20 protein-coding genes are annotated in these 25,614 nt (G+C 55.2%); all 20 read left to right on the top strand.

Going from position 1 to position 25,614, the window contains the following annotated elements:
• The first annotated feature begins 52 nt into the window (after positions 1 to 52).
• A complete protein-coding gene (addB, locus tag JNUCC32_RS16620) occupies positions 53 to 3,583 on the top strand; it encodes a helicase-exonuclease AddAB subunit AddB (protein WP_192569238.1) in 3,531 nt (1,176 codons plus the stop codon).
• A 5-nt stretch (positions 3,584 to 3,588) separates the two neighbouring features.
• Positions 3,589 to 7,701, top strand: coding sequence for a helicase-exonuclease AddAB subunit AddA (gene addA / locus JNUCC32_RS16615; protein ID WP_228469003.1), 4,113 nt, complete (start codon positions 3,589 to 3,591; stop codon positions 7,699 to 7,701).
• 54 nt (positions 7,702 to 7,755) lie between these two features.
• A complete protein-coding gene (locus JNUCC32_RS16610; RefSeq protein WP_192569236.1) occupies positions 7,756 to 8,940 on the top strand; it encodes an exonuclease SbcCD subunit D in 1,185 nt (394 codons plus the stop codon).
• 1 nt (position 8,941) lies between these two features.
• A complete protein-coding gene (locus JNUCC32_RS16605; RefSeq protein ID WP_192569235.1) occupies positions 8,942 to 12,385 on the top strand; it encodes an AAA family ATPase in 3,444 nt (1,147 codons plus the stop codon).
• Positions 12,386 to 12,665: 280 nt separating this feature from the next.
• A complete protein-coding gene (locus JNUCC32_RS16600) occupies positions 12,666 to 13,025 on the top strand; it encodes a histidine triad nucleotide-binding protein (protein ID WP_015734194.1) in 360 nt (119 codons plus the stop codon).
• Between the two features lie 184 nt (positions 13,026 to 13,209).
• Entirely contained in the window at positions 13,210 to 13,383 is a 174-nt protein-coding gene (gene rpsU / locus JNUCC32_RS16595) for a 30S ribosomal protein S21 (RefSeq protein ID WP_005547957.1), read from the top strand.
• Positions 13,384 to 13,399: 16 nt separating this feature from the next.
• Entirely contained in the window at positions 13,400 to 13,840 is a 441-nt protein-coding gene (locus JNUCC32_RS16590) for a GatB/YqeY domain-containing protein (RefSeq protein WP_006209020.1), read from the top strand.
• A 265-nt stretch (positions 13,841 to 14,105) separates the two neighbouring features.
• Positions 14,106 to 15,467: an NfeD family protein gene (locus JNUCC32_RS16585; RefSeq protein ID WP_192569234.1), complete on the top strand. Its 1,362-nt coding sequence runs from the start codon at positions 14,106 to 14,108 to the stop codon at positions 15,465 to 15,467.
• A gap of 93 nt (positions 15,468 to 15,560) precedes the next feature.
• Positions 15,561 to 16,568, top strand: coding sequence for a flotillin-like protein FloA (gene floA, locus JNUCC32_RS16580; RefSeq protein WP_036666067.1), 1,008 nt, complete (start codon positions 15,561 to 15,563; stop codon positions 16,566 to 16,568).
• Positions 16,569 to 16,589: 21 nt separating this feature from the next.
• Positions 16,590 to 17,168, top strand: a complete 579-nt coding sequence (locus tag JNUCC32_RS16575; RefSeq protein WP_036666065.1) for a single stranded DNA-binding domain-containing protein — start codon at positions 16,590 to 16,592, stop codon at positions 17,166 to 17,168.
• A gap of 201 nt (positions 17,169 to 17,369) precedes the next feature.
• Positions 17,370 to 17,663, top strand: a complete 294-nt coding sequence (gene yqfC / locus JNUCC32_RS16570; RefSeq protein ID WP_009590797.1) for a sporulation protein YqfC — start codon at positions 17,370 to 17,372, stop codon at positions 17,661 to 17,663.
• Positions 17,660 to 18,853: a sporulation protein YqfD gene (yqfD, locus tag JNUCC32_RS16565; protein WP_192569233.1), complete on the top strand. Its 1,194-nt coding sequence runs from the start codon at positions 17,660 to 17,662 to the stop codon at positions 18,851 to 18,853. Before yqfC ends, yqfD begins: the two co-directional genes overlap by 4 nt.
• A gap of 6 nt (positions 18,854 to 18,859) precedes the next feature.
• Positions 18,860 to 19,831, top strand: a complete 972-nt coding sequence (locus tag JNUCC32_RS16560; RefSeq protein ID WP_009590792.1) for a PhoH family protein — start codon at positions 18,860 to 18,862, stop codon at positions 19,829 to 19,831.
• A 14-nt stretch (positions 19,832 to 19,845) separates the two neighbouring features.
• On the top strand, positions 19,846 to 22,146 hold the full coding sequence (locus JNUCC32_RS16555) for an HD family phosphohydrolase (protein WP_192569232.1): 2,301 nt from the start codon (positions 19,846 to 19,848) through the stop codon (positions 22,144 to 22,146).
• Between the two features lie 2 nt (positions 22,147 to 22,148).
• The gene (gene ybeY / locus JNUCC32_RS16550; RefSeq protein WP_015734199.1) at positions 22,149 to 22,646 is read left to right on the top strand and encodes an rRNA maturation RNase YbeY; all 498 of its coding nucleotides are present in this window, start codon (positions 22,149 to 22,151) and stop codon (positions 22,644 to 22,646) included.
• Entirely contained in the window at positions 22,646 to 23,029 is a 384-nt protein-coding gene (locus JNUCC32_RS16545) for a diacylglycerol kinase family protein (protein WP_096773046.1), read from the top strand. The genes ybeY and JNUCC32_RS16545 overlap by 1 nt, the downstream gene beginning before the upstream one ends.
• A 21-nt stretch (positions 23,030 to 23,050) precedes the next feature.
• Positions 23,051 to 23,458 (top strand): cytidine deaminase, encoded by a 408-nt coding sequence (cdd, locus tag JNUCC32_RS16540; protein ID WP_009590810.1) that lies wholly within the window; start codon positions 23,051 to 23,053, stop codon positions 23,456 to 23,458.
• A gap of 73 nt (positions 23,459 to 23,531) precedes the next feature.
• Positions 23,532 to 24,434, top strand: coding sequence for a GTPase Era (gene era / locus JNUCC32_RS16535; protein ID WP_096773047.1), 903 nt, complete (start codon positions 23,532 to 23,534; stop codon positions 24,432 to 24,434).
• Between the two features lie 138 nt (positions 24,435 to 24,572).
• Positions 24,573 to 24,713, top strand: a complete 141-nt coding sequence (locus JNUCC32_RS16530; RefSeq protein ID WP_009590824.1) for a YqzL family protein — start codon at positions 24,573 to 24,575, stop codon at positions 24,711 to 24,713.
• 36 nt (positions 24,714 to 24,749) lie between these two features.
• Positions 24,750 to 25,505 carry a DNA repair protein RecO gene (recO, locus tag JNUCC32_RS16525; protein ID WP_015734203.1) on the top strand — a complete coding sequence of 252 codons (756 nt, stop codon included), beginning with the start codon at positions 24,750 to 24,752 and terminating at the stop codon, positions 25,503 to 25,505.
• The last annotated feature ends 109 nt before the right edge of the window (positions 25,506 to 25,614 follow it).

Here is a 25,614-nt window from a genome sequence, read left to right as displayed (position 1 = left end):
TGGTTTTGAAGGTGAATGAGTCTCTTTCGGCAAGATGTAAAGGAGGCATAGCATGGGCGTTCAATTTGTTATCGGCAGGTCGGGCAGCGGCAAGAGCACGTCGATCCGCCAAGAGATGATCGAACGGTTGGAGCATAATCCCAAGGGGGATCCGATGATCCTGATCGTTCCGGAGCAAGGGTCCTATGAAGCGGAGCACGCGCTCGTCAATGCGGGAGGCATTCGCGGCATGATGCGCGCGCAGGTGCTAAGCTTCCGCCGTCTGGCTTACCGCGTCATGCAGGAAACCGGCGGAGCCGCTAAAGTGGCGATCAGCGAGGAAGGCAAGCGGATGCTGCTGTATAAAATTCTGCGGAGGCGCAAGGAAGAGCTCCACATGTTCGGCGCCTCGGGAGAGCAGCATGGCTTTGTCGGCAAGCTGAGCGAGCTGTACACGGAAATGAAGCGCTATTGCATTGACGCCTCATGCGTGGAGGAGCAGCTGGGACAGATGGTATCGGGCTCCGGGAATTCACCGATGCTGCGGCGGAAGCTGGAGGACATCGTAACGGTCTTTCGCGATTTCGAGCTTGAAATTTCACGGTTTTACATGGATGAGGAAGACACGCTGGCCTCATTGGCCGATGGTGTGGCCGAATCGGAATATATCAAGCGTGCCGACATCTGGATCGACGGCTTCCACGGCTTTACGCCGCAGGAGTACCGGGTGCTGCGGGAGATCATCGCAAACGCCAAGCGAGTGACGATCGCGCTGACGCTGGACAAGCCTTACAGGAACGGGACGGTTCCGCATGAGCTGGATCTCTTTCATCCTACTGCGGTGACGTACATAAAGCTCAAAGGGATTATCGATGAGATCGGGCTGGAGGCGGAGCACCGCATTCTTCATCCCGATGTTCTGCCGCGGTTTCAGGAATCTCCCATGCTTGCCCATCTTGAGCGCGGTTATGATCGGAAGAGACGCTGGGCGGAACCGGATGATGGCCCGGACACAGCGAGCAGTCCAAACCGCGGGAGGAAAGGTCTGCTTTTACACGCTGCCAGCCATCGCCGGGCCGAAATCGAAGGAGCTCTGCGCGAAATGCTGCGGCTGGCACAGGAGGAAGGGGCAAGATACCGCGAAATGGCTGTTTTTGTCCGGAATATGGGGGACTATGAGCATCTGATGGGTCCTTTGTTCAGGGAATACGGCGTTCCTTATTTTCTCGATCAGAAGCGGAGCGAGCTTCACCATCCGCTGGTCGAGTTCATTCGCTCTGCGCTTGATGTCATCGGTCGCCGGTGGCGTTATGAGGACGTATTCCGCTGCGTGAAGACGGATCTGCTGCTGCCGCTGGACGGTTCGCTTACCCGTGAGGACATGGACCGTCTGGAGAACCATGCGCTGGCCTCCGGAATCCAGGGCACGCGCTGGACGGACGGCCGTCCCTGGAAGGGAGTTCCAAGCCTTTCTTTAGAAGAGGGGGAAAGCGAGATCCGCAATCAGGACGGCATGGCGGCGATCGAGTACGCCAGGAAGGTGATAACGGAACCGCTGCATGCGTTCGAGAAGCGGATGAAAAAGGCTGCGAGCGCGATGGATCAGAGCACCGCGGTCTATCGGCTGCTGGAGGAGTGCGCTGTGCCCGAGAAGCTGGAGCTGTTAAGCCGGGCCGCACTGGATGCCGGGCGTCCTGAGGAAGCCCGGGAACACCGCCAGGTATGGGGTGCCGTGCTCGGCTTGCTCGACCAAATCGTCGAGATGATGGGCGCGGAGAAGCTAAGCACCGAATTGTTTACCGGCGTGCTGGGTACGGGACTTACGGAAATGAAAATGGCTCTTGTGCCTCCGTCTCTGGACCAGGTGCTCATCGGCAGCATGGACCGGACGCGGACGGGCGGGGTGAAATATGCTTTCCTTCTCGGCATTAACGACGGCGTGCTCCCGGCCCAGTTCCAGGATGACGGCATCCTGACGGAGCCGGAACGGGTTCATCTTGAAGACCGCGGGCTGGAGCTTGCCCCGAGCATATCCCGAAGACTGCTGGATGAACGGTTTCTGATCTATAATGCGCTGACTTCGGCCAGCAAACAGCTGTGGGTCAGCTACCCTGCAGCGGATGATGAAGGCAAGCCGTTACTGCCATCCGAGGTGGTGCGGCATCTGAAGCTGATGTTCCAGCTGGAAGAGGAGCCTTTGTTTCCAAGGCCGCATGCCGGGCAATCGGCCCTTGAGCAGGAGGGTTATGCGGTCCGTCCAGACAAGACGCTTGCTTATTTAGCGGGCCGGCTTCGCGACTGGAGGAATGGGGAGGAGATCCCGGATTTGTGGTGGCATGTTTACAACTGGTATGCGGAGCAGCCGGGTTTGCGGCCCCGCCTTACGACCATGCTCTCCTCCTTGTCTTACCGGAATGAAGCCCGGCCTCTCAAGCTGGAAACCAGCAGACAGTTGTACGGAACGAAGCTGCGGACAAGCGTATCCCGGATGGAGCGCTTTGTTGCCTGCCCGTTCTCCCATTTTGCCTCCCATGGGTTGAAGCTGAGAGAGCGGCAGCTGTACAGGCTTCAGGCTCCCGACATCGGACAGCTGTTCCATGCTGCCTTGAGCAGCATGGCCGTCAAATTCCAATCGCAGCATCGAAGCTGGGGAGACCTGACCGCCGAGGAATGCCTGCGCGAAGCGGAAGCGACCGTGGATCGGCTCGCACCCATGCTGCAGGGTGAAATCCTGCTCAGCTCCAAGCGGTACGGCTATATTTCGCGAAAGCTTAAAAACATCGTGGGCAGAGCATCGGTCATATTGGGAGAGCAGGCGAGGCGCGGCAAATTCGAGCCGATCGGCTTTGAACTTGATTTCGGTCCCGGAAAGCCGCTGCCACCCCTGGCGTTTGAATTGCCGAACGGGACCAAGATGGAGATTGTCGGGCGCATAGACCGGGTCGACATGGCTCGAGGCGAGCATGGCATCATGCTTCGAGTCATCGATTATAAATCGAGCCAGAAGGATCTGCGGCTGCATGAGGTCTATTACGGCCTATCCCTGCAGATGCTGACCTATCTGGACGTGCTGCTGACGTTTGCGGAGGAATGGCTGGGCGAGCAGGCCCTGCCTGCGGGAACCTTGTACTTCCACGTGCATGATCCGGTATTGCAGTCCGCCAACGGCATGACGCCGGAGCAGGCGGCGGAGGAGCTGCTCAAGCGCTACAAAATGAAAGGCCTGCTCCTGGCAGACCGCGAAGCGGTGTCCCTCATGGATTCGTTCCTTGAAAAAGGGCACTCTGCCATCCTGCCCGTCGCCGTCAAAACGGACGGCAGCTTCTACAGCAGCGCGGCCGTGGCAACGCCTGACCAGTGGGAGACCTTGTTGTCCGCCGTGCGGGAGAACATGCTGAACATCGGCTCCCGCATCACAGGCGGCGATGTCGCGATTAAACCGTACCGTATACAGCAGGAGACCGCCTGCACGTTCTGTTCTTTCCGGCCCGTATGTCAGTTCGACGACGCGATTGAGGGCAGCGAATACCAGCTGCTGGGCAAACCGGGCAAAGATCAGGTGTGGGATATGCTTGGACATCCGAAGGGAGGAGAGAGCCGGTGAGAGAGATGATAGCAAAACCCGAGGGAAGCATGTGGAGCGACGACCAGTGGAAAGCCATTGCGCTGTCGGGCGACGATATGCTGGTTGCAGCTGCGGCAGGTTCAGGGAAAACCGCCGTGCTGGTTGAACGGATCATTCGCAAAATCCTGGACGATGCCGCAGGGTTCAGCGTAGATCGGCTGCTTGTGGCTACCTTTACGAAAGCCGCCGCTGCCGAAATGCGGGGACGGATCCGGGAAGCGCTGGACCGTGAGCTGGACCGGGATCCGGACAATGAGCATATCCGGCGTCAGCTCGCTTTGCTTGGCAGAGCGTCGATTACAACGCTGCACTCCTTCTGCATGGAAGTCATTCGGCGATATTATCAGTTAATACCGCTGGATCCGGGATTCCGCATCCTGAACGAACATGAGGCGGATTTAATGCGGCAGGATATGCTGGAGGAGCTGTTCGAAGAGAAATACGGAGAGGCGGAGGGGGACCGGGAAAGCCGGTTTCTGCGCTTGGCGGACTGGTTCAGCGGCGAGCGAACGGACGATGCGCTGTACCGTCTCGTGCAGCGTCTATACGATTTCTCCCGCAGCCATTCATGGCCGTCACACTGGCTTAGGGAGACAGCCGCCGGCTTTCAGGTGGCCGATACGGAAGCCCTTGGTAACACGCCATGGGTCCAGAGCATCTTGGCGGATGCACGCCTGGCTCTGAACGGAGCGGCAGGGCTGCTGCAGCAAGCCAAGGCCATTGCCATGCAGCCGGGAGGGCCAACACCGTATGCGGACAATCTCGATGAGGACTTGCGACTGGTGGCTTCCCTGCTGGAGGCCATCGATACTTCGCCGTGGGAATCGTTGTACGGCATTTTCCGCGAGGCGTCTTTCGGCAAGCTCAAATCCGTTCGTAAGGATGAGGTGCTGCCGGAGCTGCAGGAGCAGGTCAAGGAACTGCGCGACAACGTGAAGAAAATCGTAAATGAGCTGAAAAATGCATTGTTCGGCCGTCCGGCATCGGAGTTTTTGCGGGAGCTTCACACGGCAGCGCCGCTGATGATGGAGCTGGCCGAGACGGTGATCGCGTTTGGCGAGCGATACCGGGAGGCCAAGGCGGCCAAAGGCATGGTCGACTTTAACGACCTTGAGCATTACTGCCTCCATATACTTCGCCATCCCGATTCCGTGCCGGGACATATGATGCCTTCCGATGCGGCGATGGAATACCGCGAGCAGTTTGATGAAGTGCTGCTGGACGAATATCAAGATACGAACAGCGTGCAGGAAGACATCGTACGATTGATTTCCCGGGAGATGCCGGGCAACCGGTTTATGGTCGGCGACGTGAAGCAGAGTATTTATCGGTTCCGTCTGGCGGAACCGGGACTGTTTCTCGATAAGTACAAGACGTTTTCTTCCGAGACAGGCACGTCCCAAACGGGCATCCGTATTGATCTGGCCCGTAATTTCCGCAGCCGGATGGAAGTGGTGGACGCCGTCAATTTGCTGTTCCGGCAGATCATGAACGAATCGGTAGCCGAGATTGCCTATGATGAAAGGGCCGAGCTTGTATGCGGAGCTTCCTTTCCGGAACAGGAAACGAACGGAGGCGCGAATCCCTACATGCCCGAAATGCTGCTGATCGACCGTGCCGGAAAAGGTCCGGAGGAGCAGTCCGATGAATCGGCTTCCGAAGAGGACGGGATTCAGCTTGAGGCTGAGGCGCTCGAAATGGAAACCGCCCAGCTGGAAGCCCGCGCCATCGCCCGCAAAATCCGCGAAATGACAGGCGAAAGCGGAAAACCGCTCATGGTTTACGATAAAGGGTTGAAAACGATGCGGCCCGCCGGGTATGGGGACATGGTCATTTTGCTGCGCTCCGCCATGGTTTGGGCACCGTTAATTATTGAGGAGTTAAGGCAGGAGGGAATACCGGCATTCGGCGAGCAGAACAAGGGATACTTTCAGGCTACGGAAGTGGAGATCATCTTATCGCTGCTGCAGGTGATCGATAATCCGGGGCAGGACATTCCTTTGGCTTCGGTATTGCGCTCGCCCATTCTTGGATTATCCGAGGAAGAGATGGCACAGGTTCGCCTGTGCGCGAAAGGGTCTTATTACGATGCACTGAAGGCGGCGGTCTCGTTAAGCGTCGCGCCGCCGGTCATGGATCCGGCACGCCCTATGGGCTTCGTCGACGGAAAATGGACGCCGGGCGCAGGACTGGAAGGCCTGGCCGAAGCCGCCGCCGGTCATGAGCTCGTAGCAGGCAGCCATCTTTCGGATGTCCCGCTAACGGCGGAGGGCCATGCTATCGAAATATCGGCGGAGCTTGGCGCCAAACTTGGATTGTTTATGGATCGGCTGCAGCGCTGGCGGCAGGAAGCGCGTCAGGGAAGCCTGAGCGATCTGATCTGGGGGATTTACAGCGAAACCGGATATTTGGATTGGGTTGGCGGCTTGCCCGGCGGCAAGCAGCGTCAGGGCAATCTGACCGCCCTATATGACCGGGCCGTGCAGTATGAACAGGACACAGCCTCCAGGGGGCTCTTCCGTTTTCTGACCTTTATCTCGCGTCTCCGCGAGCGCGGCGGGGATCTTGGCACGGCCGGAGGCACGGAAAGCCAGGGCAACGCGGTGCGCCTGATGACCATTCACAAGAGCAAGGGCCTGGAGTTTCCGGTCGTGTTCGTGGCGGGATTGTCCAAAAATTTCAACCAGCAGGATTTGAACGCCCCCTTCCTGATGCATAAAGAGCTTGGCTTCGGACCGAAGTTCGTGGATGAAGGCATGCGCGTAAGCTACCCGACGCTGCCAAACCTGGCGATTCGGCGCAGATCGCAGCTGGAGCTGCTGGCCGAGGAGATGCGGGTGCTCTACGTTGCGCTTACAAGGCCGAAAGAGAAGATGATCCTGGTCGGCACGGTGAAGGATTTGCCGAAAAAGGTGTCCGCTTGGGCACAGGCCGATTTTAACCCGGAGCAGCTTCTGCCGGATTACGTCCTTGCCCGGGGACGGAGCTACCTGGATTGGATCGGTCCGGCCGTGATACGGCATCCGTCTGCGGGTCCGCTCCGCGGACAGGCGGGATTGCCGGAAGAGACGAGCTCGCGCGCGTTAGCGGCAGACCGATCGCAATGGATATTCTCGATTGAAACGCCGGAATCCCTGGCGCAGGGCATGACCGGCATGAGCGATGACGTTCAGGCGGACAGCGAAAATCGGATGACGAAGCTGAATGCCCTACGCAGGCTCGAGCCTGTCCCGGAATCTGCGATTGCCGAAGCGGAAGAGGAGGGGACGGATGTTCAGCGGGCTTCCATCGATCAGCGGTTGTCGTGGAATTATCGTTATGAAGCGGTCAGTCAAATATCGGCCAAAACGTCCGTAACGGAGATGAAAAAGCTGCTCGCCCTGCAGGACAGCCCCTCCTTGGATTTGCTGGAGGAACGGGCCGTGAAACGTCAGAGCAGGGAACGTATAGACGCAAGCACTTCCTTCACGCTGAGCCTGCGGCGGCCGAAATTTATGGAGTCCACGAAGCTGACGCCCGCCGAGCGGGGAACCGTCTATCATACCATCATGCAACATCTGCCGCTTCAACGGCTGGAAGACGCTGCAGAACCGACAGCGGAGATCGAAGAAACCATCCGTTACCTGGTGGAAAAGGAGATCATCACCGGTGAGCAGGCTTCCGCGGTGGAAGCAGCCGAGATTAGACACCTTTTTGATTGCGACCTTGGAAAACGGGTGCTGTCAGCAGAGGATGTCTGGCGCGAGATGCCGTTTTCCTATGCGCTCCCAGCGGCAGAAGCTTATCAGGGGCTGGCTTTTCTGGACCCGATTTCGAAACACACGGCCCAAGGCTTGCCCGCGATGGAGCTGCTTCGGGACGAAACGGTGCTGATCCAAGGGGTTGTGGACTGCATGTTCAGGCATAACGGCCATCTTGTGCTGCTTGATTATAAGACCGACCGGGTGCTGGAGCATCGCGGCGGCCTGGCGGCCTTGGCTGACCAGTATCGTTTTCAGCTGGACCTGTATGCAAAGGCTTTGGAGGATATTTTAGGCGAGCCTGTGCATGAGAAATGGCTATACTTTTTTGATGGGGGACATGCCGTACAGGTATAACCTTTCGGTAAGTTATGTTTTGTTAGACGTTTGAAGCGGGAGAGGAGATTATCGATGCGTATTTTGCATACCGGGGACTGGCATCTGGGGCGCACGCTCGAAGGCCGAAGCCGGCTGGCCGAGCAGGAGCGCTTTCTGGATGAGCTGGTTGAGCTGGCGGACGATCAGCAGGCGGACCTGATCCTCATGGCGGGGGATGTTTATGATTCCGTCAATCCGCCTGCGTCAGCCGAGCAGTTGTTCTACGAAGCGGCCGCCAGACTTACGGAGGGAGGCCGCCCCATGGTGGTCATTGCAGGCAACCATGATCAGCCGGAACGGGTTGCATCGGTTACGCCGCTTGTTGCAGCCAGAGGCATCACGCTGATAGGGACACCTATCGCCGATGCGGTAACGGTTGCCGCAGCCCGTACCGGAGAAACGGCCAAGATCGCAGCTCTGCCCTACCCCTCAGAGGCCAGGCTCAACGAGCTGTTATCGGTCGACGGGGATGAGGATCAGCTTCGCCGCGCCTACAGCGAGAGAGTCGGAAAACTGATGAGGATGATGGCAAGGGAATTTTCTCCGCAGACGATCAATCTGGCGATGAGCCATATCTATGTCCTTGGCGGCGTCGAGAGCGATTCCGAGCGTCCGATTCAAGTGGGGGGAGCGTACACGGTTGATCCGTCGGCACTCGCTGTCGGCGCTGCCTATACGGCGCTGGGTCACCTGCATCGTTCCCAGGCTGTGAAAGGGGAGGGGATGATCCGCTACAGCGGATCCCCGCTGGCCTACAGCTTCTCGGAAGCGGGACAGGCGAAATCGGTGACCATGGTTGACGTATCGCCGGGAGGGGCTCCCATGATTGAGGAGCTGTTTCTCAGCAGCGGCCGCCCGCTCGTCCGATGGAAGGCCAAAGGCGGCTTGGATGAAGTCTACCGCTGGCTGGATGAGGGGCGCGATCCCCAGGCTTTCATTGATCTGGAGGTATCCTTAACGGAGGCCATGGGGCTTGCCGATATTCAGAGGCTGCGCAAGAGCAGGGACGGCATCGTCCACATTCGTCCGGTATACCCGGAGATGGAAGCGTTGGAGCTGGAGAGCGAGCGCTCAAGGCTGCCGCTGCCGGACCTGTTCCGAAAGTTCTACCAACGGCAAACCGGGGGAGCTGAGCCTGAGGATCACCTGGTCGATTTGTTTCTGGAGCTGGTTGAGGAAGAGGAGTCTGAGTCTGACGGCACGGAGGTGAAGTCTTAGAATGAAGCCGATTTTGTTGAAGTTATCCGGACTGCAGAGCTATCGAAGCACGCAGGAGATTGATTTTGAAACGTTGTGCGAAACCGGGCTCTTCGGTATTTTCGGACCGACGGGCAGCGGGAAATCCACGCTGCTGGATGCGATTACCTTAGCCATGTACGGAAAAGTGGAGCGCGCGGTTAACGGAACCCAGGGCATCATGAACCACTCGGAGGACGGTCTGTCCGTCTCCTTTACGTTTGAGTTGTCTTCCGCGGCCGGGCTGGAGCGATACCGGGTAGAGCGCAGGTTCAAACGGGTAAACGAGCTTTCCATCAGCAATACGGTGAGCCGTTTCATTCGCGTTACCCCCGAAGGGGATCAGGTGGTGGCGGATAAATTGGCCGAGGTCACCCGCTGCGTCGAAGAGAAAATCGGGCTCAAAATGGACGATTTTACCCGGGCGGTCGTGCTTCCACAGGGAAAGTTCGCCGAATTCCTTTCCCTGAAGGGGAGCGAACGCCGGCAGATGCTGCAGCGGCTGTTCCATTTGGAACGGTACGGGGATCAGCTTGCGATCAAGCTCAGCCGCCGTGTTAAGGATACGGAGGGTTCTCTGAAATCGGTCGAAGCGGAACAGCAGGGTCTTGGAAGTGCAGGCAAGGAAGCTTTGGCGGAAGCGACTGCGGTGCTGGAACATGCCAAGAAACACGCGGCGTTATCCCGCAATCAACTCCAAGCCGCCATGGAAGCCCATGAAGCTATGGGAAAAATTCGCGAGCTGGATATGGAAAAGCGGCGGCTGCAGGGGAAGCTGGACGAGCTTGCCCAGCATGAGGAAGAGATGCAGCGGTTGGAACGCCGCCTTGAGCTGACAGGGGCTGCGGCCGCCGTTCTCCCCGCGCTCGAGGCATGGCGCGAATCCGGCAAGGCATGGGATCAGCGGCGGCGGATTGCCGAAGGGCTCCTGGCGCAAGCCGCGTCCGCCCAGCAGGCGGCCGAGCAGGCGGTGAAGGCGGATGAAGCCGCCCAGGATGCGCTTCGGGCCGAGGAACCGAAGCTGGTGCTTCGGGAGCAGCAGCTGGAGCAGGCCGTTATATTGCAGCGGGAACGCGATGCATTACGGGAAGAACTGGCCAAGCTGGATGCGCAGCGAACGAAAGCGCGCCAAGAGCGCGAAGGGGTAACGGCACTGCTGCATAAGGAGCAGGAGCTGCTCGAACGAGGCCGCAGGCGGCAGGAGGAGCTGCAGGGCAAGCTGAAAGGGCTGGAGACCCGCTCAGGGGAGCGCCAGGCGCTTCATTTGGCGATGCAGAAGGTTCAAGCGCTTGAGGCTGTCCGAAGGCAAAAGCACAAGTCCGAGCTCGAACTGAAATCGCAGGAGGGCAAGCTGAAGGAGCTCGAGGCCAGATTGGGTACCATGCAGAAGCAGGAGCAGGAGCTGCAGCGCGACTACATACAGCTCTCCATGCAGGCTGACAGCTTGCAGCGTGACGCAGCCGAAGCATCGGCAATTGCCGATCGGATCGCCGCCGCCGCAGTCGAGGTAAGCCAGGCGATGAGCCGATCGCTTCGGGACAGACAGCTTCATGCGCTGTCCCTTTCGCTGGCCGCCGAGCTCCGGGCAGGCGAGCCTTGTCCCGTGTGCGGAAGTCAGCATCATCCGCAACCGGCCGTTTCGGCAGGACAGCCTGAAGAGACTTTGGATGAGGGCATGGACCGGCTGACGCGGATCACGCATCAAATCCAGGAAGCCAGACTGACCCTGCGGGGGCAGCATAACGAAGCGGAGTCGCTGGCGAGTCAATCGCGTTCGCAGATCGGCACTTTCGCAGACGGCGAATTGATTGACGCGATTTCCTTCAGGCAGAGCGGATCGATGGAAGCCGCGGTATCCGCCATGCCTGTCGCTGAAGGGTCGTACGACGCGGAAAAGCTTGCTTCGGATACAGCCTGGCTCATAGAAGCGGCTGATGCTCAAGCTGCTGCCATCGGACAATGCCGAACGGAAGTTTCCAAGGTGCAGCAGAGTCTCCTGGCATGTCGGCAGGAGCTGATGAAACAGAGCGCCGCGCTGGAGAATGGACAAGCGGCAGAGCACCAGATGCGGGATCAGTTAGCCGGGTTGGAAACCGAAGCTGCGGACATTTTGGCTTCCTGGCAGGAAAGCAAGCCGGAATTTCCTTTGGAAGAGGCAGCTGCCCGTTTTCAGCTCATGCAGGAGAAGGACGCGGAATCCGAATCGATTAAGGAAGGGCTCGAGCGCAGCGTTCCATTCATCGAAGAGAAAAAGGAGGCCGTCCTCCGCTTGGAGCAGCAGCTGCTTGAGCTCGAAAAGCTGCAGATTCAATGGGATGCGCAGCGGGAAGGAAAGGCGGATGGCCTGAAGGATAAAGAAGAGCGGCTTCAGGCATGGATCGGAGACCGGTCGGCCGAGGAAATGCTGGGCGAGTGCAGGACCAGGATGAAGCTGCTGAAGGAGTCTGCGGAACAAGCCAGGAGCGAATGCAGGAAGGCAGAGGAGGCGGCTCGGCATGCAGCCAAGGAAGCGGCGCTTGCGGAACAGGCGGAAAGAGCCGCGCAGGAGCAGCACGTGGCTGCCAAGCTTGCCTGGGAGAACCAGCTGGCCGCCTCTCCGTTCGCTACGGAGCATGCCGTCATGGAAGCCTGCTTGACCCCGGAAGAAAGCGAACGATGTGCCCAGCTCGTAAAAGCGCATCGGGACGGGCAGCGGGAATGGACGCTGAGGCTTCGCGACGTCGAGCTGAAGCTTGGCACCCGCCCGTTCCAAGAAGAGGACTGGGAACGGTGCACAGCCGAGCTTCAGGCGGCCCGTGCAACCGACGAGGAAGCGCTGCAGGCGAGAGCCCGGGCGGAGCGGGATTTGGAAGACCTGAACCAGCGTCACGTCCGGTTCATGGAATTGGAAGAGCGGCGCCTAAACCTCCAGCGAGAGAGCGAACGCTTGTCCAAATTGCAGTCCTGCTTGCGCGGCAACGCGTTTGTTGAATATATTGCGGAAGAACAGCTGATGCAGGTGAGCCAGTCGGCTTCCCAGCGTCTTCGCTATTTGACCAAGCAGCGCTACTCGCTTGAGGTGGATTCCGGCGGAGGCTTTGTCATTCGGGACGATGCCAACGGCGGCGTCCGGCGTCCGGTATCCACTTTATCCGGCGGCGAGACGTTCCTGACCTCATTGGCCTTGGCTTTGGCGCTCTCCGCCCAAATCCAGCTGCGCGGGCAATATCCGCTGCAATTCTTTTTCCTCGACGAAGGGTTCGGCACGCTGGATCCGGAGCTGCTGGAGACGGTCATCACCGCGCTTGAGCGCCTCCATACCGATAAGCTAACCGTCGGCATCATCAGCCATGTGCCCGAGCTTCGGGCCCGCCTGCCGCGCAAGCTGGTGGTACAGCCGGCGGAACAGGCGGGAGCGGGATCCCGGATTGCAATCGAATCCATGTAGCCGCAAAACATAAGGCGGTGTGATTTAAATCACGGAAACAGCAACAAGGGGCTGTTATAGTACAGTTAAGCCGACATATAGAAGAAGCACCGGGCTGGCGCTTGATCATGAGAGATTCCTTTCTTTTCCCTTGCTCTCGTGATGAAGCGCCTCCTTACTGGACAGCTGCGTTCCAGGGGTGCTTCTCTTTTTTTATATGGATCATCTTCCATTGATTGGACGCACTGCCCGTTTTCTTATATGATAAAAGCATGTAAACGTATGAAAGGGGTAACCGCGAATGGATTGTGTTTTTTGTAAAATCGTAGAAGGTGAGCTTCCTTCCACGAAGATACTCGAGAATGATAAGGTGCTCGTATTTCAAAACATCAACCCGGAAGCGCCGGTTCATGTCTTGATCATTCCGAAGAAGCATATCGCTTCCATGAACGATATTGGGGATGAGGACCTGCTGCTGATTGGCGAGATGCACAAAGCGGCTAAAGAGGCCGCGGCCAAGCTGGGCATTGCGGAGAGCGGTTATCGGTTAATCAACAACTGTGGTCGCGATGGGGAACAAACGGTGTTCCACGTGCACTATCACCTGATGGGCGGCCGCCGCTTAGGCGCATTAACCGGCATTTCCCCGGCTCATACATAATTTCTTGCATAGGAAGAAATATATCAGCCTCGCAGCGCATGGCCGCCGCGGGGGTGTTTCCATTGCACGGACTATCGTAAATTAAACGCCCAAGGTTGACACCCTATTTCGGTTTGCCCTATAATGAAGTTTGATGAACCGTGTTAATGCTCTTGGACGGTCTGGTCGGAGGGAGGGAAAACTGGTGTCTGAAACTAAAGTTCGCAAAAACGAGACAATTGATGCTGCACTTCGTCGCTTCAAGCGTTCCATTGCTAAAGATGGCGTATTGGCTGAAGTGAAGAAACGCAAGCATTATGAAAAGCCAAGCGTAAAGCGCAAGAAAAAGTCCGAGGCTGCTCGTAAGAGAAAGTTTTAGGAGGATCTGAACTAGCATGAATCTTAGCGAACGATTGAACGAAGATATGAAGCAAGCGATGAAGAGTAAGGACAAGTTCAAACTCTCAACGATTCGAATGGTTCGTTCGACGATAAAAAATCTTGAAATAGATTTGAAACGAAGTTTGGATGACAACGAAGTGCTTGATATTTTTAGTCGTGAAATCAAACAGCGCAAAGATGCCCTCCAAGAATTTGAAAAAGCGGGACGCGACGATCTTGCCGCCGATGCAAAAGCAGAAATTGAGCTCCTTAGCGCCTACCTCCCGGAACAGCTTACTGAAGAAGAAATTAAAGTCATTGTACAGCAGACCATCCAGGAAACCGGTGCTTCTTCAAAAGCCGAGATGGGTAAAGTAATGAGCGCTCTCATGCCGAAAGTTAAAGGGCGTGCAGACGGAAAGCTTGTCAATCAAGTTGTTCAACAATTTCTGTAACAACATAAGTGAAACACCCCTTGTTTTCTCAAGGGGTGTTTTTTCTTTGTCGTGAAGGAGCAGGGCTTGGAGAAGCCGAGCGCCTTGATCGATGGTTTTTTCCATGGATGGGCATACTTTTTGAAACGAAATCGTTTCTGATTCGTAATAACTACCATATGGGTGCAAGTAGATACATATGCTTATGCAAGAGGCAGGCCGCTGAACCTGTTTTGTCGAAATGAAGGTAGAGGTGGCCGAATTAAGTCGAAAAGGAGGGGAAAAGATGAGTAGAAAGTTGTGGATGCGCAGATTCCTGACATTAACGGCAGCGGTCGTGATGATGCTGATATCGATCGGAATGTATGCAGCACCTTTGAAATCGGCGATGGCGGCTAACATCGGGTCGGTGTACGTCATTCCGGTGAAGCAGCCGATCGAACGCGGCTTAACCAGCTTTATGGAACGCGGATTTAAGGAAGCCAAAGAGATGGCGGCAGGACTGATCGTCCTGGAAATCGATACGCCGGGCGGTCTTGTCGACCAAGCGGGTGAAATTGCTACCTTGATGAAGGGCAGCGAGATTCCGATCGTGGCTTACATTACGGGCGATGCGGCATCGGCCGGCAGTTACATCGCACTCAATGCAGACAAGATTGCCATGTCCGAGGGCAGCATGATCGGCGCGGCTTATATGGTGGATGCCAGAGGCAATCGGATCGAAGATGCCAAGCTGGTTTCCTGGTGGAAGAGCAAGATGGCAGGAGCTGCCGAGGCGGGTGGTCGAAACAAAGAAATCGCGATGGGCATGGCAGATATCAATCTGAAGGTCGATATGCCTGAAATCGGTTTGACGAAGCAGCCCGGAGAGATTATATCCTTGACGCATGATGAAGCGCTGAAGACAGGCTATGCGGACACGATTGCGAACAGCACCGAAGAGGTCATCACATGGATGGACTACTCCACGCAGGACGTATTCCGGATGGAGCCGACGTTCTCGGAGAAGCTGGCTACATTTCTTACGCATCCCGGGGTCATGACGCTGCTGTTGTTCATCGGTATCGCCGGCGTGATTATCGAAGTCATTGTTCCAGGCTTCGGCGTGCCGGGGATTCTTGGCGTGGTTGCATTCGTGCTCTATTTCTTCGGCAACCAGGTGGCCGGATTTGCCGGTTGGGAGACCTGGCTGCTGTTTGTGATCGGTATCGTGATGCTGGCGATGGAGCTGTTTGTGCCAAGCTTCGGGATACTGGGCATCATAGGCTCAGCCAGCTTGATTGCCGGCGTCGTCATGGCGGCCTATAGCACCTCTCATGTTGCTCTGTCCCTTGGGGTTGCAGCGGCATCGGCCCTGGTGGCCATCATTGTGGTTGCCCTCGTATTCAAGGAACGGGGAGTATGGCGAAAGTTCATACTCAGCGACAGCTTATCGAAGGAACAAGGGTATATTCCGAATGAAGACCGGGATGTACTGATCGGCCTGGTCGGAACTTCGATTACGCCGCTTCGGCCGGCTGGAACGATGGAACTTGAGGGACGGCGCCTTGATGTGGTTACCCTCGGCGGATTCATCGATTCCGGCCGACCGGTCCGCGTCATCAAGACGGACGGTACCCGAATTGTGGTAGAGGAAGAAAAAGGGTGAACCTCTGCGCGGAATTGTGTAGTATTAAAAGAGCCCGTGTTTAAACGTTCTGCGTGATGAAGGCAAATATTCAATATTGGAGGGTAAACGAATATGGAATTGGATGGTTCTTTGGTACCGATTCTTCTAATCGGGGTTGTCGCGATTATCCTGCTTAGCGTGTTTTTCAGTTTCTTCCCGTTAATGCTCTGGATCTCGGCGCTCGCTTCCGGCGTGCGCATCGGGATTATTACATTGGTGGCCATGCGCCTGCGGCGCGTAACGCCAAGCCGGATCGTGAATCCGCTCATCAAGGCTACAAAGGCAGGACTTGGTCTTAATATCAACCAGCTGGAGAGTCACTATCTCGCCGGAGGTAACGTAGACCGGGTGGTCAACGCCTTGATTGCAGCCCAGCGCGCGAACATACCGCTTGAGTTTGAAAGAGCTGCGGCGATTGATCTTGCCGGGCGCGATGTTCTGCAGGCGGTTCAAATGAGCGTTAACCCGCGCGTGATCGAGACGCCGGTCGTGGCAGCCGTGGCGAGAGACGGTATTGAAGTGAAGGTTAAAGCCCGCGTGACCGTGCGCGCCAACATCGACCGTTTGGTCGGGGGCGCAGGGGAAGAAACGATCATCGCCCGTGTCGGCGAAGGTATCGTAACCACGGTCGGTTCAAGTAATTCCCATAAAGACGTGCTGGAGAATCCGGATTCGATCTCAAGAACCGTGCTTTCCAAAGGTTTGGATGCTGGGACTGCGTTTGAAATCCTGTCCATCGATATCGCGGACGTCGACGTAGGCAAAAACATCGGTGCTTACCTGCAGACCGAACAGGCGGAAGCCGACAAGCGCATTGCCCAAGCGAAGGCGGAAGAGCGCCGTGCCATGGCGGTAGCGCAAGAGCAGGAGATGAAGGCCCGCGTCGTGGAAATGAGAGCGCGCGTGGTGGAATCGGAATCCCAAGTTCCGCTGGCGATGGCCGAAGCGCTTCGCAGCGGCCAGCTGGGCGTGATGGATTATATGAACCTGAAGAATATCGAGGCCGATACGCAAATGAGAGGTTCCTTCGGTAAGATGGGTGAGAACAATGACAACTCCGGAGACAACAAAACCAAGTAACCACGATGAGGTGAGCCTATAGTGAGCTGGTTAATCGAAAATTTTTACATTGTAGCTGTTATAGGCTTCTTCATCATCTCCGCCCTCGGAAAGCGCGGCAAGAACGCTGAGGACGGGAAAAACCCCCGTATGCCATCCTTCGGCGGCGAAGGGGACCGTCCTGCAAGACCGGGGCAGCAGCGGCCACAGCGGCCTGAAGCAAGACGGGTACAGACCGCTCCGCAAGTCTCCCGTCCGGCACCTGTTCAGGAAAGCCCCCGGATCGACAGGATCGATGAGGAAGAAGCGGATACCGGAAACGGATATTCTCTTGAGCATCAAGAGATTGACCGAATGAAACGAAGGCTTGAAATGAGTTCGAGCCACGACAGTATGGATCATCGAATCGAGATGATGCAGAGGGATCTGGACCGGATCCACTCCCATCTGAATCGGATGACACTCGATATACCGGAAACCGTTGTCGAAATCCACGACGAGGATCAGGAACAGGGCAAGAATGGCCGATCGGTTCTTGCTGAACAGGCTCGAAACGGCATTGTGTGGGCTGAGATATTGGGTCCCCCGCGCGCCAAACGCTCCATGAATCCTCGCCGGTAAACGGCGGGGCGTCTGAGGTGTTCAGAGCCATAGGTTAGGGTAAGTTTTAAGAAATTAGCTGCGATTCATAGATTCTTAGATTCATAGAAGCGGGAGACCGCCTCGTCAGATTTTTGACGGGGCGGTCTTTTTACTTTTCATCTCATAAAACGGCTACCTGGGGCATAAGGTGTACAGTACAGGAAGGGGGAAAGTCTCCATATGTCCCGCATCAGCCGCAAGCTGCAGAAATGGACCCAAGAAATGCTTGATTTGCCACAGGACCTGTTATTTGATTTACCGCGGTTGACCCTGATTGGCAATAAAGAGCTGCATATCGAAAACCATCGCGGAGTCCGGCATTTTTCCGAGGAACGACTTGTGTTGTCATTAACGCAGGGTTCTTTGGAGATTTCCGGGACCGGGCTTGCGATTCAGGCCATTCAAAGCCATGAAGTGACCATCATTGGCACCATTCATAATATTCAATACATAGGATTGGGGGAGAAACCGTGAAGATTCCGACGATGATCCATCTTCGAGGATATTTGAAGCTCGCCGTTCGCGGTGAGCATGTGGAAGCATTCATCAATTCATTGGCGGAGGCCGGGACCCCGGTTTGGGATGTAACACCGACAGGGGCGCATTCAGCAGAGTTTAAGCTGCTGCTGAAAGATTTCAAAGGGCTCCGTCCGCTGTTAAAACGGACAGGCTGCCGTACGCGCATCAAGGAGCGTTTTGGTTATCCTTTTCAAGCACGACGTTTGTTGAAACGCAAAGCGTTTGTTATCGGCGTCGTTGCGTTTTTTATGATCCTGCTGACGCTTTCGTCCATGGTATGGAACGTGGAGGTCGAGGGGAATGAAACGATTGCGTCGGAAGATGTGCTGGATGCGGCCAAACAGGAGGGCATTTATCCGTTTCAATGGATATTTAAGCTGCAATCGATGGACAAGCTGTCCGGGAATTTGACCGTCCGTCTTCCGGGAACCTCTTGGGTAGGGGTGGAACGCAACGGGACGCGCATACGCATTCAGATCGTCGAGGCAGCCGTGCCGGAGAAACCGCCTCTCCAGAGCCCAAGGCATCTGATCAGTACCCAGGACGCGGTAATTACTCACATGTACGCAGAGAAGGGGGTTCCTAAAGTAGGGATCAACAGCCGGGTGAAGAAGGGCGACATTCTGATCTCCGGGGTTCTTGGGGATGAGGAGAACTCGGAAAGAGTCGTAGCCAAGGGGGAAGTGAGAGGCCTGGTATGGCATGAATACGATATCGAAATTCCGTTGGTAAAAACGCATAAGGTCTATACGGGCGAAGGAAAGAAGCGCTCCTATATCGTGTTCGGGGATCGTGCCGTTCAGTTGTGGGGCTACGGGGAAATCCCGTATTCGCAGCAGGAGACCCTGACCTTCTATGATCCGCTGACTTGGAGGACGCGCGTGCTGCCGCTCGGCTGGATGACGGAAAAAATCATGGAGGTCACCGAGGTCCAGCGGACCATTACCGAGGATGAAGCCAAAAAAGAGGGAATCGAGGGGGCACGCCGCGATATTTTGGCGAAATATGGGACCGATTCAAGATTCGTAAGCCAAAAAATTTTGCATGATAAGAAAGAGAATGGTAAAGTTTATATGAAAGTGCTTTTTGAGGTGGAAGAGACCATCGCGAAAGAACTTCCCATAGTATACGATCAAGGAGAATGAGGCTATTTGTCACAGCAAACGACCAGCATTCAAATTTTACTTCAAAGCGCGTCAGAAGGTCTGTCCTTATTCGGACCACAAGATACATTTTTAAAATTAATCGAAAAAGAGATTCCTGCAACGATCGATTCACGGGAAGCCGTCATCACGATTCGGGGACAACATCGAAATGTGGAGAGTCTTCAGCAGCTGTTTGAAGTGCTGCTCCAGCTTGTGCGCAACGGCTACATTTTGACCGAGCGTGATATTCTTTATGCTGTAGAACTTGCCAAGGATCTGAGAGCCGATCAGCTGCTGGATCTGTACAAGGGCGAGATTACGACAACTTTCAAAGGTAAGCCTATTCGAGTAAAAACCATCGGTCAGAAGCACTATGTGACCACCATCAAGAAGCGGGACATCGTATTCGGCATCGGTCCTGCCGGAACAGGGAAGACCTATTTGGCCGTCGTTCTGGCCGTAGCCGCGCTGAAGGAAGGATCCGTCAAAAGAATCATTCTGACAAGGCCCGCGGTGGAGGCCGGAGAGAGCCTGGGCTTCCTGCCTGGAGACCTGCAAGAGAAGGTTGACCCTTATCTGAGACCTTTGTACGATGCCTTATACGACGTCATGGGCCCGGATCAAACGGCCAAGGCGCTGGAGCGCGGGTTGATCGAAATCGCGCCGCTCGCGTACATGCGCGGACGGACGCTGGACGACTCGTTTATTATTTTGGATGAAGCACAGAACACCACGCCGGAACAGATGAAGATGTTTCTGACACGGCTCGGATTCGGTTCGAAGATGGTCATTACAGGGGACGTGACTCAGATTGACCTGCCGCGGGGGAAAAAATCAGGACTTATCGAAGCTAAAACGATATTAAGCGGAATTGAGGAAGTCGGATTCGTCTATTTCGCCGAACAGGATGTTGTACGTCATTCCTTAGTACAAAAAATCATCGTCGCTTATGATAAAGCAGCAGAAAACCAAGATTAAAGGGGATTGTCGCAATGGCCTCCAAAGAACCATCGACGGACAAGTCCATATGGAGTAAAAACAGCGGATGGAAATATAGCGTGGCAACACGCTATATTCTGTTTCTGCTGCTTGCTTTGCTCTTTTATATCAGTCTAGCATCCAAGCTTTTGCCGGAACGCTATGACATCCAGGTCAATACGAAAAGCGAAAAGAATATCGTGGCGCCCGTTCAAATCGAGGACAACAAGGCGACGCTGAAGGCACAGGAGGCGGCGGCGGAGAACGTCCAGCCGATTTACCCTCTCGTCCCGCTGCGGAACGACGTTCTGGTTACGCAGATCCTTGACCGTATTGAACGTTTGAACCAGGACGTGGATATCAGCTCCGCCGAAAAGGTGGAGATTTATCGCAAAGAAATTCCGCGGATGGCCAGAGAATTCGTGCAAAATTTCGTGTCGGCCAACAGCACGAATGAAGCCTACTCCAAAGAGCTGCTTCAGGAAATGCAGCGGGTCATCGAAGAACAAACCTATCGGATTCCCGAGGAAACGTTCATTAAGATACCGCGGTTGAATTCGGAAGATATTATTCAGATGAAGCCCGTAGCCCGCGAGATCGTCTCCAGGCTGATGCTGAACGAGATCGTGGATGCCGACACGGCCCGCACCCGCGTGGCGGAACGAGTGAACACCAGCTCGTTGAATGATCGGACCGCCAGGGAAGTCGTTCAGGAACTGGCGAGTTTAACGATTACGGCCAACAAGTTCTATGACGAGGTCGCCACAAAGAATGCGAAGGTTGAAGCTCGCGAGAATACCCCGCCCGTCTTTATCAAACAAGGGGACATCCTTGTGGCAAAGGGTCAGCTCATCACGCCGGAGCTGTACGAGCTGCTCGGCAAGAACGGGCTGCTGAAGGACGACATCAACTATTGGCCGGAGCTTGGCGTTTTGCTCCTGTCCGTTTTGCTGTCCCTCGGCATACTGATGTTCATCCGGCAGTCGGAGCCGGGCAAATTCAAATACAACAACTCGCAGCTGCTGATGTTGGTCCTGGTGTACGTCATTACGCTGATCACCATGCATTTGACCGCATTTCTGCAGAGCGATTCCCAGATGTACGTGGGGTATTTGGCGCCTGTCGCGATCGGCGCGATTCTGGTTACCCTGCTGCTGGAGACCTCGCTTGCCTATTTCAGCGTCATTATCTTCAGCATCATGGCAAGCGTCATATTGAACGTTCAAGGGGAACTGTTCGACTTCAAGTTCGGATTATTCGCAGCCGTGACTTCCTGCGTGGCGATCTTCTCGATCCACCGCGCGAGCCAGCGGTCGACGATGCTGAAGGGCGGCATCATGGCTTCTCTCTTCGGCGCCTTGATCGTGTTCATTATGCTGCTGCTCAATAACGACACGTGGACTACGACGGAAACGCTGTATTCGATCGGCTTTGCCATCGCGGGCGGACTGTTAACGGCGATCCTGGTTATCGGGCTCATGCCGTTCTTTGAAGTCACCTTCGGCATCCTCTCGGCGTTGAAGCTGGTTGAATTGTCGAATCCGAACCATCCGCTGCTCCGCAAACTGCTGACAGAGACGCCGGGCACATACCATCACAGCGTCATGGTCGGTAACTTATCCGAGGCAGCTGCGGAAGCGATTGGCGCCAACGGACTGCTGTGCCGCGTCGGTTCTTATTATCACGATATCGGAAAAACCAAGCGCCCGATCTATTTCATCGAGAATCAGAACAATATGGAGAATCCGCATGATTCCATAGAACCGAAGCTGAGCAAATCCATTATCGTAGCGCATGCAAGGGATGGCGTGGAGATGCTCAAGGAGTACAAGCTGCCCAAGCCGATAAGGGATATTGCGGAGCAGCATCATGGCACCACGTTTTTACACTATTTCTACCATAAGGCGGTTCGCCAGGCGGAAGAGCAGGGCGTCGAGCCGGATTTCACGGAGGATGATTTCCGCTATCCGGGGCCGAAGGCCCAATCCAAGGAGTCTGCGATTGTCGGCATCGCCGACAGCGTGGAAGCGGCCGTCCGATCATTGCGTAAGCCAACGGTCGAACAGGTCGAATCGATGATCGAGAAGATTATCAAGGGGCGTCTGGATGACCATCAGTTTAATGATTGCGATTTAACGATGAAGGAACTGGACATCATCGCCAAGACGTTAAAGGAGACGGTGATGGGGATTTTCCATTCCCGGATCGAATATCCGGAGGATGTGAAGCGTCCCAAACTGTCCGCGCCGAACGGCGAAGCCTCGACCGCATCGGAGACGTCCGCAACGAGTGAGGAACAGAGAAGGAGCGTATAAGAATGAGCCTGCAGCTGGCATGGAATAATGAACAAGAGGATTTTCAGATTGGCGAGGAATTGATCGCCCTGCTTGAAGCGATTCTGCAGAAGGCCGGAGAGGCTGAAGGCGTAACCGATGGCGAGGTTGATCTGACCTTTGTCGATGATGAAGGGATCCATGAATTGAACCGGGAGTACCGGGGAATCGATCGTCCGACCGACGTGCTCTCCTTTGCAATGAATGAAATAACGAACGATGAGCTCGAGATCATTTATGAGCTGGAAGAGGGAGAAGAGCTGGAGAGCGTGCCGGATGTACTGGGCGATATCATTATTTCGGTCCCCCGGGCGAAGCTGCAAAGCGAAGAATACGGTCACTCCCTGGAGCGTGAGCTGGGTTTTCTGTTTGTTCACGGATTTCTTCACTTGCTCGGATATGACCATCAGGATGAGGCAAGCGAAGCCGAAATGATGGGCAAACAGGAAGCCGTACTTGCCGAAGTAGGATTGACAAGATAGTGAAGCCGCACAGACAATCGTTATACCGGGCTTTTAGGTGCGCTATGCGAGGCATCTTGACGGCTGTACAAACGGAACGCAATATGAAAATCCACATTGCTGCTGCCTTGATCGTGTTCATCGCAGCAGCTTTGCTGCAATTGGATCGAATCCGCTGGTTATTTTTGCTATTGGCGGTTTCCGTTGTATTCATCGCGGAGCTGGTCAATACTGCGGTGGAGGCCATCATCGATTTGATCTCGCCAGACGAACATGAGTTAGCCCGGGTGGCTAAGGATACGGCAGCCGGTGCAGCGTTCGTTGCAGCGGCGTTTGCCGTCGTGATCGGCATTCTGGTCTTCTATGAACCGGTATGGGAATGGATACATTCTTTAACAAACTGAACGATATAGGAGGAACTAGATATGGATGCAGGTTTGTTGATGCAAGAAGCGATTAAAGCGCGAACGCGGGCGTACATACCTTATTCGAAATTCGGCGTGGGAGCGGCCCTGCTGGATTCTCGCGGACAGGTGCATTTGGGCTGCAACGTGGAGAATGCCGCCTACGGACCGACCAACTGCGCGGAGCGCACGGCATTGTTCCGGGCGATTGCCGACGGTCATGAAGCGGGGAGCTTCCAAGCGATCGCCATCGTTGCGGATACGGACGGCCCGTGCACGCCGTGCGGCGTATGCCGGCAAGTGCTGGTGGAGCTGTGCAAGCCGGATATGAAGGTCATTATGGGTAACATGAAGGGCGACATCAAGGAGACGACCGTCAGCGAACTGCTGCCGGGGGCGTTCGGTCCATGGGATTTAAACAAGCAGTAGGACTCCAAATCATATAGTATGGAATCAATGTAGTACACAACACGTAGATACGGAACCGTAACGGAGGCATGGTATGCAAAAAAAACAATTTAAATCCGGTTTTGTGGCAATTATCGGCAGACCGAACGTAGGCAAATCGACGCTAATGAACCAAGTGATCGGCCAGAAAATCGCCATCATGTCGGACAAGCCGCAAACGACAAGAAACAAAATCCATGGCGTTTATACGACCAACGAATCCCAAGTGGTTTTTTTGGATACGCCGGGCATTCATAAGCGTCAGTCCAAGCTCGGAGATTATATGAACCAGACCGCTTTGAGCACGCTGGGTGAGGTTGAAGCGGCATTGTTCCTGGTTGACGCGTCCGAGGGCATCGGCGGGGGAGACCGGTATATCGCCGAGCAGCTGCAGAAGATCAAGACGCCGATTATCCTGGTGATGAACAAAATCGACAAGATTGAGCCGCCCGCTCTGCTGCCTCTGATCGAGCAATATCGGAAGCTGCATGATTTTGCAGAGATCGTCCCGATTTCCGCGAAGCTCGGCAGCAATGTGAACACGCTTCTCGAGCAAATCCAGAAGTATTTGCCGCCTGGCCCGCAGTACTATCCTGAGGACCAAGTGACGGACCATCCGGAGCAATTCGTATGCGCCGAGCTGATTCGCGAGAAAATTTTGCACATGACCAGGGAGGAAGTGCCTCATTCCATCGCAGTCACCATCGAGGACATGCGGGTAGAAGAGAACGGAACCGTCTATATTTCCGCCGTTATTTTCGTAGAGCGCGATTCCCAGAAGGGCATCATTATCGGCAAGCAGGGGGCGCTGCTTAAAGAAGTGGGCAGACAGGCCCGCCAGGATATTCAAAGGCTGCTGGGGTCCAAGATTTTCTTGGAGCTCTGGGTTAAAGTAAAAAAAGATTGGCGCAATCAAGAACGCGTTCTTCGCGATCTCGGATTTCACCGCGGGGAATAATGAAACCGGCTCAAATTCGAGGGAAATCATACGCGGCTGCCGCCTGCCAACAATTGCATTTCATAAATCTGCTCTAGAGGCACATCCTAATTTTCGTAGATGATGCAGACGTCATTTCCGAAGAGAGGATGAATACGAATGCGAGATTTTTCGTGGAAGTATTTTGCGATGACTGGAGATGTCGATGCGTATTTGCTGTATAAGGAAGCCGAGGGTGAATCGGTCCTTGCAGCTGCATCCGTTGAAGACGAGGCGGCCCCGAATGAAGAAGACGAGTAATCATTGGTTGTTCCAGGAATGGTTGGGGGAAAGCGCATGCTATATCGGGCGGAAGGGATTGTCATCCGCAGCATGGACTACGGTGAAGGGAACAAAATCATTACACTTTGCACCAAAGAATCGGGCAAGGTAGGCGTGCTGGTCAGAGGAGCAAAGAAGGTGAAAAGCCGTCATGCTGCTCTGACGCAGCTGTTTACTTATGGAGAATATGTGTTCTTCCGAAATGGTACCGGGCTTGGCAACTTGAACGCCGGCGAGATTATGGAATCTCACCACGGGCTCAGGGAGGACCTTGTAAAAGCCGCCTATGCTTCTTATGCCTGCGAGCTCTTGGATCGGGTGCTGCAGGATGAGGAGACGGGCGCTTTTTGGTTTCATCAGCTCAAGGCCTGCCTGGAAGCCCTTCAGGAGGATAAGGATCCCCAAATTATCATCAATCTGTATGAGATGAAAATTTTGCAGGCGGCAGGGTACGGGCCGGAGCTGGATGTTTGCATTTCATGCAATCAATCCAGAAAAGACGAAGATATGCTGGTGAGCCCCCGCCTTGGCGGCGTGCTGTGCCGTTACTGCAAACATCTGGATCCGCCGGCGATGGCCATCTCGACCAGAACGCTGAAGCTGCTGCGCCTGTTTGGACGCCTGGACCTGAGGCGGCTGGGCAATGTAGACGTAAAGGACGAAACGAAGGCCGAGCTCAAAAAAGTCATGCGAGCGTTGATGGATATGCAGCTGGGGCTGCGTTTGAAATCGCAAAACTTTTTGGACCAAATGGACAAGTACAACATTTGACGTAAGGTATGGAATGAGGTATTATATTTATCAGTTTATTAGTTTTTTGAATACTGGCATGCATTGAACGGGAAAGTAGTGAATAATCGATCCAATGATAGCGAGCCGG

This window comes from Paenibacillus sp. JNUCC32 (assembly GCF_014863545.1).
In the GTDB taxonomy this organism is placed as follows: Bacteria; Bacillota; Bacilli; order Paenibacillales; family Paenibacillaceae; genus Paenibacillus_AQ; species Paenibacillus_AQ lautus_A.
This window is presented reverse-complemented; position numbering and strand designations above follow the sequence as displayed.